Source organism: Paenibacillus sanguinis 2301083 = DSM 16941, assembly GCF_000374825.1.
In the GTDB taxonomy this organism is placed as follows: Bacteria; Bacillota; Bacilli; order Paenibacillales; family Paenibacillaceae; genus Fontibacillus; species Fontibacillus sanguinis.
Window position 1 is genome coordinate 92,398 of sequence record NZ_KB895388.1, and the last position, 12,298, is coordinate 104,695.

13 protein-coding genes are annotated in these 12,298 nt (G+C 49.2%); all 13 read right to left on the reverse strand.

From position 1 onward, the window contains the following. Positions 1-77: 77 nt before the first annotated feature. The gene (locus C557_RS0118115) at positions 78-527 is read right to left on the reverse strand and encodes a YaiI/YqxD family protein (RefSeq protein WP_018753300.1); all 450 of its coding nucleotides are present in this window, start codon (positions 525-527) and stop codon (positions 78-80) included. Between the two features lie 146 nt (positions 528-673). Next, positions 674-2,755: a glycine--tRNA ligase subunit beta gene (gene glyS / locus C557_RS0118120; RefSeq protein WP_018753301.1), complete on the reverse strand. Its 2,082-nt coding sequence runs from the start codon at positions 2,753-2,755 to the stop codon at positions 674-676. Beyond that, a complete protein-coding gene (gene glyQ, locus C557_RS0118125; protein WP_026263559.1) occupies positions 2,748-3,635 on the reverse strand; it encodes a glycine--tRNA ligase subunit alpha in 888 nt (295 codons plus the stop codon). Before glyQ ends, glyS begins: the two co-directional genes overlap by 8 nt. A 374-nt stretch (positions 3,636-4,009) precedes the next feature. Next, positions 4,010-4,759, reverse strand: a complete 750-nt coding sequence (gene recO, locus C557_RS0118130; RefSeq protein ID WP_018753303.1) for a DNA repair protein RecO — start codon at positions 4,757-4,759, stop codon at positions 4,010-4,012. Between the two features lie 20 nt (positions 4,760-4,779). Continuing rightward, positions 4,780-4,917 (reverse strand): YqzL family protein, encoded by a 138-nt coding sequence (locus C557_RS24565; RefSeq protein WP_018753304.1) that lies wholly within the window; start codon positions 4,915-4,917, stop codon positions 4,780-4,782. Positions 4,918-5,084: 167 nt separating this feature from the next. After that, positions 5,085-5,987, reverse strand: a complete 903-nt coding sequence (gene era / locus C557_RS0118140) for a GTPase Era (RefSeq protein WP_018753305.1) — start codon at positions 5,985-5,987, stop codon at positions 5,085-5,087. Between the two features lie 87 nt (positions 5,988-6,074). Continuing rightward, positions 6,075-6,488, reverse strand: coding sequence for a cytidine deaminase (locus C557_RS0118145; RefSeq protein ID WP_018753306.1), 414 nt, complete (start codon positions 6,486-6,488; stop codon positions 6,075-6,077). 16 nt (positions 6,489-6,504) lie between these two features. Continuing rightward, positions 6,505-6,876, reverse strand: coding sequence for a diacylglycerol kinase family protein (locus C557_RS0118150; RefSeq protein WP_018753307.1), 372 nt, complete (start codon positions 6,874-6,876; stop codon positions 6,505-6,507). Continuing rightward, positions 6,876-7,373 (reverse strand): rRNA maturation RNase YbeY, encoded by a 498-nt coding sequence (gene ybeY, locus C557_RS0118155; protein WP_018753308.1) that lies wholly within the window; start codon positions 7,371-7,373, stop codon positions 6,876-6,878. Before ybeY ends, C557_RS0118150 begins: the two co-directional genes overlap by 1 nt. Continuing rightward, positions 7,370-9,637, reverse strand: coding sequence for an HD family phosphohydrolase (locus C557_RS0118160; protein ID WP_018753309.1), 2,268 nt, complete (start codon positions 9,635-9,637; stop codon positions 7,370-7,372). Before C557_RS0118160 ends, ybeY begins: the two co-directional genes overlap by 4 nt. Positions 9,638-9,684: 47 nt before the next feature. Continuing rightward, positions 9,685-10,656 (reverse strand): PhoH family protein, encoded by a 972-nt coding sequence (locus tag C557_RS0118165; RefSeq protein WP_018753310.1) that lies wholly within the window; start codon positions 10,654-10,656, stop codon positions 9,685-9,687. 6 nt (positions 10,657-10,662) lie between these two features. Further along, positions 10,663-11,844 (reverse strand): sporulation protein YqfD, encoded by a 1,182-nt coding sequence (yqfD, locus tag C557_RS0118170; RefSeq protein ID WP_018753311.1) that lies wholly within the window; start codon positions 11,842-11,844, stop codon positions 10,663-10,665. Between the two features lie 3 nt (positions 11,845-11,847). After that, complete coding sequence (yqfC, locus tag C557_RS0118175) at positions 11,848-12,135, reverse strand: sporulation protein YqfC (RefSeq protein ID WP_018753312.1); 288 nt, start codon at positions 12,133-12,135, stop codon at positions 11,848-11,850. Positions 12,136-12,298 lie beyond the last annotated feature (163 nt).

Sequence of the window (12,298 nt, forward strand, 5' to 3'; positions counted from 1 at the left end):
TCGTTAAAGAGGTCGTTCAACAAAATCAAACCGTTTCAGTTTCGATGCTCCTTGACGTAAATAGTAATTCGCTAAAATTATACATTCTCCTGCAAATGTTCCAAAAGTTTTGTCAGTTGGGCCGAAAAATGCTCACGATCTGCTGCTGTAAAAGGCTTGGGGCCTTTGGGATAACGTCCGCTGCGACGCGCTTTGGCGTGAAGGTGCCGACTCTCTAATAATTCGTCAATTTGCTCAGGACGATACAAGCGGCCCCGTGGAGAGACACACTGGCAGGATTTGGCGATCACCAGAGCGGCCAAGCCATAATCCTGAGTAACGACGATATCTCCCTTGGCTACATGATTGGCAATGTACATATCTGCACTCTGGCTGCTTCGATCCACCTGAACCACTGTAACGCCTTGTTCCGCCTGAAGCACATGGTCATAAGAGGAAACCATCAATACATGTACACCAAATCGGTCAGCAATTTCGACAATTTTCGCCTTTACCGGACAAGAATCCCCATCGACGACAATTTGCACCTTCTTTCCTCCATTTCCCGCGCGCTCCGCTTGCTTAAGTCCGCTTAGAAGTAGGATGAACCTTTTTGATGCTCCATACTTCTAAGCAAGACAAGCCCAGTGACTGAGCTAATCCCAGCCACCGAGCAAAACTTGCTCATTCATTGTTATGCCCAAACCAGCTTGCTGAAGTCAGCAAATGCCTTCAAATCATCATTGATTACGGATAGCAAGGCCAGCCGATTTGTACGTACTGCTTCATCTTCAGCCATGACCATAACCGCATCAAAGAATACAGTGATCGCTTCCTTTAACTCGCTCAGCTGTTCCAGCGCGCCAACCGCATCACGTGTAGCCAGAGCTTCACGATAACGGCTTGATATGGACTGCCAAGCCGCATACAAGGCCTGCTCAGCCGACTCAGCCAGAAGATCTGCACGGACCTTTTCCCCGGTCGCTTTGGCAGCAAGGTTGCTAACCCGTCCAAAGGATTCAACCGTCAGCTTGAAATCCTCCTTGGCCTGAACCGCCTCCATCAAGGCATGGCCTCTTGCAACTACGGAGACGACATCGTCATAGCCGGCCGCGATAACCGCATCAACCACATCATAGCGCAGGTCACTGTCCGATAACGCCTTTTTGACACGAAGGCCAAAGAATTCCATCATGTCCTTCAGAATTTCCTCTTCCCCTCGCTTCAGCGCGTGGAATTGCTGATGGGTTTCCAAAGCCAGCTTGAACATATCGCCTAAAGAAATCGACAATTGATGTTCAAGGATAATCTGCACGATGCCTGCCGCCTGGCGGCGCAGTCCGTAAGGGTCCTGAGAGCCGGTCGGTATAATGCCAATCGAGAAGCATCCGGCAATCGTATCCATCTTATCAGCGATACTTACAATAGAGCCTACCGTTGATGCAGGTACCGCATCATCGGCAAAGCGCGGCTGATAATGTTCGAATACACCGCGCGCAACGGCCTCGGCTTCCCCGGCCTTGCGGGCATAGTCCTCGCCCATAACCCCCTGCAGCTCGGGGAACTCGTATACCATTTGCGTAACGAGGTCAAATTTACAAATTTCTGCTGTACGTGCCGCTGCTTCGGATGTTCCCGAGTCCACCTGAAGCATGTTCGACAGCTTCTCTGTATTGCGGCGAATACGCCGAACCTTATCACCTACCGTACCCAATTCATCATGGAATACGATGCTTTTCAGCTTGGACAAGGCATCCTTGATCGCCAGTCTCTGATCTTCTTCATAGAAGAATTTCGCGTCGGACAGCCGCGCGCGCAATACCTTCTCATTCCCACGGGCAATGACATCAAGGGAAGCATTATTTCCGTTGCGCACCGTGACGAAGTAAGGCAGCAGACTGCCCTGATTGTCCAGGACAGGGAAGTAACGCTGATGCTCACGCATAGAGGTAATCAACACCTCCTGCGGGATGTTCAAAAACGATTCCTCGAACGTACCAAAGAGCACGGTTGGCGTTTCGACCAGGAACAAGACTTCCTCCAGCAAATCCTCCTTGACTGCGATATCCCAGCCTTTTTCTTCCGCAAGGGCTGCAATCTGCTGCTCAATTAATGCCTGACGCTCGTTCATATCAGCAATAACGTGCTGAGCACGCAGCGTTTCCACATAATGAGCTGGCTCGGAGATAACGGCTTCACTGCCCAGGAACCGATGGCCACGAGTTACATTGCCAGACTTGACTCCGGTCATCTCCAAATCGATAATATCTTGTCCGAACAAGGCAACCATCCAGCGAATCGGGCGAACAAATTTGAAGTCATGATTGCCCCAGCGCATATTTTTGGGAAAATTCATCGCCTGTAAAATCCCAAGTAATCCTTCTGCCAAAATACTGGCTGTCTCAACACCAATGCGGCTTTTGTTGACATACACATATTCTGTGCCGCCAAGCTCCCGGAAGATAAATTGTTCGGGACTGGCTCCCTGACTGCGGGCAAAGCCCAGCGCTGCCTTACTCCAGGCACCGTTCTCATCCAGAGCGATTTTACGGGAAGGTCCCTTTACTTCCTCATGTACATCATCCTGCTTCTCCGCAACTTCCTTAACCAGCACAGCCAAACGTCGCGGAGTGGCATAAGTCTCTACCGTACCATGAGCGATGACGGATTCATCCAGCCATTTCACCATACGATCCTTCAATTGCTCCGTTGCACTGCGAATGAAGCGGGCCGGCATTTCTTCCAAACCGATTTCAAACAATAATTCTTTAGCCACGAGCGGTTCCCCCTTTCTGAAGCATCGGGAATCCGAGCTTCTCACGCTCTTCCAAATAAGTAGCCGCCACCTGACGAGCCAGGTTCCGCACCCGGGTAATGTAACCTGTCCGCTCCGTCACGCTGATCGCTCCTCTTGCATCCAGCAGGTTGAACGTATGCGAGCATTTAAGCACATAATCATAGGCGGGGAACACCAGCCCCTGCTCCATGGCTTTACCGGCTTCCTGCTCGTACATGTTAAACAGAGTGAACAGCATCTTGACGTCGGAAATTTCAAACGTATATTTGGAATGCTCGAACTCGGCTTGATGGAATACGTCGCCATAGGTTGTACCATCCACCCATTCCAGTTCAAATACATTTTCCTTATCCTGAATGTACGAAGCCAAACGCTCCATACCGTAAGTAATCTCTACAGCCACTGGATTCGTTTCAATTCCGCCAACCTGTTGGAAATATGTGAACTGGGTAATCTCCATTCCATCCAGCCATACCTCCCAGCCAAGTCCCCAGGCCCCCAGGCCCGGATGCTCCCAGTTATCTTCAACAAAGCGGATATCATGCTCCAGCGGATTAATACCAAGGCGCTTCAAGCTCTCCAGATAAATCTCCTGAATATTGTCCGGGGACGGCTTCAGGATTACCTGAAACTGATGATGCTGATACAGACGGTTCGGATTCTCTCCATAACGACCGTCAGCAGGACGCCGGGAAGGCTCCACATAGGCCACATTCCAAGGCTCAGGACCAATCGAGCGCAGGAACGTCATTGGATTCAGTGTTCCGGCCCCCTTCTCCACGTCATAGGGCTGCACGATAATACAGTTCTGCTCGGACCAGAACTGCTGCAGCGTCAGAATCATTTGCTGAAAGTTAATACTCATTGAATCACATCTCCTAACCTCAAATGGAATCAGCTAGCTGTTTCGAGGCAATATAAAAAGCTCACGCCTCTACGCCTGCTGTCAGACGTAGGGACGAGAGCTGTAAGTTCCCGCGGTTCCACCCTACTTGATTTGTCCCGCTGCAAGCAGCAGCTTCCTGGACAAATCCGCTTTTCAAGTTCCATTCATGCTCCCGGGATGCCATGTTCACAAGGCGGCTTGACCGGGCTCTCACCACTCCCGACTCGCTAGATCAGCACGCTAGGTCCTGATTTGAACAAGCTTCAGCCTTATTACTTTTCCCGTTCAACGCATGGGTTCTCCATGAAGAGAAATCTTATATATATTAACTAATATTATGCCATTCGTCAAATGTCATATTTATCGAGCTGATCAAGAAAGTGCTGTGATTTTAGCTTAAGCCCTAGCTGCATGTCCATAAAGGCACGCATCACGGTTTGCAGCTCCCGCTTGGATTCCTCCTTGACCTCCACATTCCCCAGCCGCCTTAAATCTACCCTCTCGAAAAGCATCAGCAGCTTCAGCACACCGGGCGAAGCCTTCAAGGCCGCCGGATCCTGATGCTTGCACCTCAAGCATAACCTTCCCCCAAGCCTTGGACTTATGTAGGGCGAGTCATCGCTAACTCCACAGGACACACAGCTTGCAATGGAAGGACCGTATCCCGCCGCCTGCAATATCTTCATTTCGAACAAATGCATCACAATCTGCGGGTCCTTACCTGCGGATAAGCCCTCAAGACAAGCCTTCAATTGGGAGAACCAGAAGCTCCCCACCTCATCATCCTGTAGGGTGCGGTCCAGCAACTCGCAGGCATAAGAAGCATACGCCGTGAGGAAAAGATCTTCACGCAAAGAAAAGTGAGATTCAATGATCTCACCTTGATTCAGCGTCCCCAAGCCACCATTTTGCCGAAAAAACATATATTCCCCATACGTAAAAGGCTGCGTCAATGCGGCATGGCGGCTCTTGACCTTTTTTGCTCCCCTTGCCAAAATTCCGATCTTGCCGTGTGTATCCGTGCTTAAAGTAATGATTTTATTACCCTCGCCATAGTCCATGCTACGGATGACGATGCCTTGCACCCTGTAGAGCATGTCTCTTCCCCCAAACGGAATTACTCGGCCTCTTCCACCGCTGCTAATTCATCGGCAGCAGAAGTTTCCTCTTCAGAATGGCCATCGATTTCTTTGTAGAACAAGTAAGCATCGACATCTCCAGTTATCGCAAAATACTTCCACGAAAAATCTCGCATTCGTATTCACCCTTTCTTCGGAAACGACGACTGCATCTTCAAAGATAGGATGTGCGCATAGAAGCGATCTATGCGTTGCAATAACTCCCAGCACCGGAGGATCCGGGAACGGATAGGTTAACCGCTTAAGCTGCCTGGCTATACTTATTGACCGCTTGACCGGACTTTTAAGCATCCTTGTGAAAGCCCAAATCCTTCAATACACGGTCTTGATTGCGCCAATCCTTTTTGACTTTAACCCAGAGCTCCAGAAAGATTTTCGAGCCAAGCAGCTTCTCAATATCATGACGAGCCAACTTGCCAACTTCCTTCAACAAAGCACCTTGCTTGCCGATAATAATTCCCTTCTGCGAATCACGCTCTACAAAGATAACCGCGGAAATATAGACTACTCCGTTCTCCTCCGCTCGCATATCCTCAATCGTAACCGCGATGGAGTGTGGCACTTCCTCGCGAGTAAGATGCAAAATCTTCTCACGAATCAACTCCGCACACACAAATTGCTCGGGGTGATCCGTCACTTGATCTTCCGGGTAATATTGCGGGCCCTCCGGTAAATATTTGCCGATTTGCTCCATTAATGTGCTAACGTTGTTGCCCAGCATCGCAGAGATCGGCACAATTTCGGCAAAAGGGTATAAGTTGCTGTATTCCTCAATCAAGGGTAAAAGCTGCTCCGGCTCAATGCGGTCAATCTTGTTCATGACCAAAATAACTGGAGTCTTCAAATCCTTGAGCCGCTCAATAATGTAGCGGTCTCCTCCTCCTAGCCCCTCAGCAGCATCTATAAGAAACAGTACCGCCTCCACCTCGCCAAGGGTGCTCAAAGCTGTTGTATTCATATAATCACCCAGCTTCGATTGACGTTTATGAATTCCTGGCGTATCCAGGAATACGACTTGCATCGCCTCAGAAGTGAATACCCCATGAATTTTATTCCGTGTGGTTTGCGGTTTATCCGACATAATAGCGATTTTCTGACCTATAATCTGGTTCATAAGCGTAGATTTCCCAACATTTGGCCGTCCGATAATCGCCACAAAGCCTGATTTAAATTTTGTTTTTGCCATTAGCACACAATTCCTTTCTATTCATAACGGCTCTTCAACCAGCGTTGCACTTCTCTTTGAGTGCATGATGACTTTTTTGAACACTTTTTAAGGTTGAGGCTGGTCCAGATGGGACGGAGCAAACGCGTAAGGCAGCAGTTCTCCTACTGTCGTTCGGCGGATATCCCCCTTAAGATTGCCCAAAATTACCGGCATATCCGGCCCGCATAGTTCTAGTAGCACCTGTCGGCAAACACCACACGGCGCAATGGGTTCGTCTGTATCTCCTACCACCGCCAACGCACGAAATGTTCCCGGACGATGACCGTCAGCGATAGCTCGGAACAGAGCGGTGCGCTCGGCACAATTGGTTGGACTATAAGCGGCATTTTCTACATTGCAGCCGCGATGAATCCTGCCATTTTCGTCCAGCAAGGCAGCCCCTACACCAAAACCAGAGTAAGGAATATATGCCGCCTTGCGAGCTTGTATCGCTTCCTCAATTAATTGAACATCATCCATGGATTTCTCCCTCTCCTCACAACCCCAGCAGGCGGGTTACCGGTTCATAAAATAACAGAAGGCCGATCACTACGGCAAAAACCGCAGCAACCAGCACAGCTCCGGCTGCAGCATCCTTGGCAATCTTCGCTAAATGATGCCATTTCGGCTCGGCTAAATCCACTGCCGCCTCAATAGCCGTATTTACCAGTTCCAGCGAAATGACCAACGCGATAACCAACAGCAGCACCGCAACATCTTTAACAGGCAAGGATAAAACGATAGAAGCAATAATTACCAGCACCGCAACTACACAATGGACTCTTAAGTTACGTTGAGTTCTGAGGGAAGATACAATCCCCTCCAGCGCATAACGAAAGGTTGAGCTCCAGTGGCGGTCCGGTTTCATCAGCGCGTCAACCCGACGCTGGCCAATGCCGCTTCTTGCTTGCCCATCATTTCCGCTTCGCTCTCGGCATCCTGATGATCATATCCAATCAAATGCAAGAAGCCATGAACAAATAAAAAACCGATTTCCCGTTCCAGGGAGTGCCCATAATCTTCACTTTGCAACTTGGCCCGGTCCACTGAGATAATGATATCCCCCAGCACATCGGTCAACCCAGCCACTTCCTCGCCTTCTTCCAGTTCGTATACAATTTCCAATTCGTCATCTTGCGATTCATTCATGGCAAATGAGAGCACATCGGTGGGTCGGTCGATTCCCCGGTAGTCGCGATTTAATTCATGAATAGCCTCGTCATCCACAAAGGTCAACGCGACTTCACCTTCTGTAATACCTTCCGCCTCAGCGGCAATTTGCAACGCTTTATTGAGCAGATCAATCAGACGCTCATCGATCTCTATCTTATTCTGCTCATTGCTCCAAGCCAGTTCCAGGCTCATTTTAGCTTCTGCCCCCCGTCTTTCTCCTCGTTCTTCTTTTGCTTCTTCATTTCCTCCGGATATTCAATTCGAGAGTGGAAGATCCCCATTACCGTTTCTTTCAACGTTTGAGCAATCAAATCAAGCTCTCTCATCGTCAAGTCACATTCATTAAATTGATGGTCATCAAGACGGCTTTTGATAATTTTCTCAATCATCGATTCTACTTGCTCCACCGTAGGCTTGCGCAACGATCGTACCGCGGCTTCCACACTGTCAGCGATGCCAACCACAGCGGCTTCCTTGGATTGTGCCTTGGGACCCGGGTAACGGAAATCTTCCTCGGTAAAATCAGGCTCCACCCCTTGCTCCTCCGCCAGCCGCAACGCCTTATGATAGAAATAGTGCAAGAACGTTGTTCCGTGGTGCTGCTCGGCGATATCCCGAATCGGCTTCGGCAATTTATAATCCTTCTGCATTTCCACGCCATCCCGGGCATGGGCGATAATAATCGATTTACTTAGCTTCGGATCGATAAAATCATGCGGATTTTCCATATTGTTCTGATTTTCAATAAAGTAGCTCGGCCGCTTCGTCTTGCCGATATCGTGATAATAAGATCCTACTCGGCAGAGCAGGCCATTAGCGCCAATCGCTTCCGCAGCCGCCTCAGACAAATTACCGACCATAACGCTATGATGATACGTTCCCGGCGTTTCCGTCAGCAGCTTGCGAAGCAGCGGATGGTTCGGATTCGACAGTTCTACGAGCTTAAGCGCGGAAAGAATGCCAAAGGATGCTTCAAAGAATGGCATCAGACCGATGACCAGAATGGTGGTCAGCAGGCCGCCCGCAATGGAGAAGCCCAAAGCATATAAAGTGCTCTCCTGCGTCCAGTCCTTATTCCCGATCAACAGCATCGTAAAGATCGATAATGAACCGAACAGACAAATCATAATCCCCGCCTTAAGCAGTGAGGAACGCTGGCTTGCCCGATGAATCGCAAAGATGGAAGCAAACGAAATCACAAAAGCGAAAAAGCCAAATTGAAAATCAAAGATTTCGTTCTGCCGCTGATTCAAAATAATACTTGCCAGAATGCTGAACAAAATTGAGCAGATATAGGCCAGCGGCAAATCCAGCAACAAGGTAATCAGCATAGCTCCGGTAGCAATCGGAGCCAAATAGCCGATATATGACCGCTGCTCATTCTGCAAAATATTTATGACATGCATGGAGGAGATGGTGATTAAAATAATCAATAACAACATCACAAACTGTGAGTTGTTATACTTGAACCGACTGGCCCCCTCCGACTGACGGATATACATGATGAGTCCGGTAGCCATCAAGAGCGAAAACAGCGCCAGACCAAATTGCGGCGAGTAATCCACTTCATCCTTCAGCAGTCCGTTTTTTTCCAGCAACGTGTACATTTCCTGGGTAATTTTCTCACCCTTGCCGACAAGTACATCCCCTTGCTTGATATAAACGGTTGGCGTGTTCTCGCGTGCTTCTACCTTCGCTGCCTTCGTCGCCTCTTCATCGTAAAATTTGTTAGCGGTAATGGAAAGGCGAGCCAGTTCTTGTACAACTTCACGTGAGGTCCGCTTGCTCAGCGAGCTTGTACTCACCATCTCGGCTACCTTGGCCCGTGCGGCCTGGGCCTCCACAATCGGATCTGCGGTCAGTCTGGCAACGATATCTGCAGCAACCGGCTTCATCTCATTGATATCCTCCGCCGTCAGGCGTGGAATCTTGATAAAGGTTTCCTCTGAAATGTGATATTGCTGCTCATCAACTCGTTGTGTAACCTCTTCAAAGAGCGTAGCGGAATATGTACTGGAATTGCGATTGTTCATAATAAAATTCTGAACATGATCCTTGACACGCTGTGGCAATTCCTCTCGATAAATCTTGATCTTGTCATCTACAGACACTTGATCATCCTGATTCAAGCGGAAAATCCGATCAAGCATTTGCCCCACCAATACTTCATTGCGAAGAGGAAGAATCGTAAAAACCTGGCCTTCCTTCTCAGCCGCTTCCTCCTGCGCCTTCAGCGTAGCCTTGGTATCCGGAATGTCCATAGGCGCCAATATTTCTTTGTCGCTTGGCATGCCTACCGCAATATCATAGGTTTCCGGAAGCAGCTTGGGGGCCAGACTGACATATAGCATAATAACAAGCAACACAAACAGAGCATAGCGTACCGCTACACTATGTTTCCACCCCGTAATTTTGGGCGTAAACGTTTTTTTCTTTTGCTGATCGTGATTTGTCATAAAGACAGCCCTCCTAAACAAAGCAAACCTCTGGCCAATGCCGCAGCTTACCCTTGATTTTCGGCAGCACGATCGTAGGCAACGATAATTTTCTGCACCAGCGAGTGGCGAACAACGTCGGATTCGTCAAAATGCACAAATCCAATCTCTTCAATCCCGCTTAAGATCGTCTTTGCCTCAACAAGCCCGGATTTCTTCCCCTTGGGCAGATCGATTTGCGTTACGTCGCCGGTAATCACCATTTTGGACCCAAAGCCAAGACGGGTCAAGAACATTTTCATTTGCTCCGGCGTGGTGTTCTGCGCTTCATCCAAAATAATAAATGAATCGTCCAATGTCCGTCCACGCATATATGCGAGCGGTGCAATCTCAATCAATCCACGTTCCAGTGCCTTGGCCGTCTGCTCCAGTCCCATGACATCGTATAACGCATCATAAAGCGGCCGCAAATAAGGGTCTACCTTCTCTTGCAGATCGCCCGGGAGAAAGCCAAGGCTCTCACCAGCCTCTACGGCAGGGCGAGTCAGGACAATCCGCTTGACGGAACCCTCCTTGAGCGCTGTGATCGCCAAAACAACGGCAAGGTAGGTTTTCCCCGTTCCAGCCGGCCCGATGCCGAAGACGATATCACGTTTCTTGATCGTTGTCACGTAATGCTTCTGACCAATCGTTTTCACCCGGATAGGCTTGCCACGGTATGTAACGGCAATTTCACCTTTATATAAATCCAGCAGTTGATCGACCCGGAAATCCTTGGCCAATTCAATGGCATAAAGCACATCTCTTTCGGTCAGAATATAGCCGTTCCGAATTAATTGGAGCAACACCGCAAACAACTGCTCCGCCTTCTCTGCCTCACATTGCTCCCCGCGAATCACAATTTCGGATTCCCGCAAAACAATATTCGCTTGCATATGCTGTTCGATTAATTTCAAAAAAACATCCTGAGGGCCGAACAAAGAAAGTCCTTCAGCCGCACTCTGAAGCGATAATTTAAGGTTCACCAGTTGTTCCGACAAATAGACTCATTCTCCTTGATCTTTTACTATCGGCACCTCTTCAGCAATATTTTGCTCTACTTCGAAATGCACTTTCATATAAACTTTACCATTGTCCGTCTTCTCATGCAAAATTTTTTGGTTCATAATAACGCTATCGACCCCATATTTAGCCAAAATATCGCGTTTCACCCGCTCGATTCCCTGCTGTTTGGCCTGCTCTTCTGTACGCTTTAATTCCATTACTGTCGTTTCCATGATTTTTTCCGACATCCAGCCTACCGGCAGCTTGAAGCTGCGCCAGGTTAACGGGTCCAGTTCGGTCAACGTTTCTGCTTGGGCAAAGGGAACCTTTCCGTATCCCGTTAACTGAACAGCCGTCTGGCCAAAATATAAATAACCGCGTTGCTTGCGTTCGCCGGTATATACCTTTTGTTTATACACCAGCGGCACCTCAATCTTATATTCATGCCAGACCAGGCCGCGGATTTCCGCCTTGGATACCACAGCCTTTCCGCCTTGAATTCCGGATACAAGCACCTGGCCTTTCTTCACCCGATCATGCTTGCCTACTTCGGGTTGTCCCTTCTCCGCATAAATATGCGTAATAACAGCATCATGTTTGCTAACCAAGTGATTTGGATTACGGAGCGCCTGCTCCTTCGGCCGAGTTGATTCTACCAATTGAATCGTAATCCGGGTACCACTTCGTGTCACCCCCACCCAGGAAGCGCCAGGCAGCTTGCGTGTCAGGGTTGCCGATAGCTTGTCCTGCTCGGGCAAGCGAAAAATCCATTGAAATGGATATACTCCTTCCTGCTTCGCCACCTGAAGCACGTCCTCCGTAGGAATCAACTCATTGCCTTTCACCTCGATGTCCCATACAAGTGAAGACAAGCCGATTACAACCACAAGGAACATCGCAATGCCTGCGATAAATCCCTTACGTTTCCATAGCTTAGCCAACATGAACGGCAAACCCGAGCGATGGCGTACTCTCATACGACAGCCTGTCCCTTTCAACAGCGGCCGCAAGCGAAAGAAGTCAGCAAGCGGCAGCTTCATGTTCATCCGCCCTTCAGACAAAGGCTTGACATCCCACACGCCGATCCCTTGCTTGGACAGCTCATTGACAAACCCTTCAAGCGACTCTCCGCGAACTGTGATGGTAACGACGCCTCGGACTAAAGAAAGAATGGATGATTTCACGGGTTATTCCTCCGTTTCACGATATTTAATCCCAAAGATTCGGCCCTCCACGACCACCTCTTCAGGCATAATTGCCTTGATCACCAAGTCCTGTCCCTCTACTTCCAAAGTCCCTTGACGAAGTGCCAGCTGCAACACCTCGGCAGAGAAGTGAATCACGCCCCGATGATTTTCTATGTAAAGCTGCCGACCGCCAATTAAGGTGAGCCTGGGCAGATCAAATACGAGATCACTGGGCAGGTCGAGCGCATCGACCGTCCATTTACGGATTTTCCGGGCAAACCGGCTCATATGAGGCAATCCTCCTTCCCCTACTGTACAAATTATGCAAGGCCCCGCAGATTTATGAGAAACGAGTGCAAATCGAGTAGGAGGGGGCGGCAAGCCCCCGTCCTCTCACACCACCGTACATGCGGGTCCGCATACGGCGGTTCCAAAAGGTTAACAAAGCTCT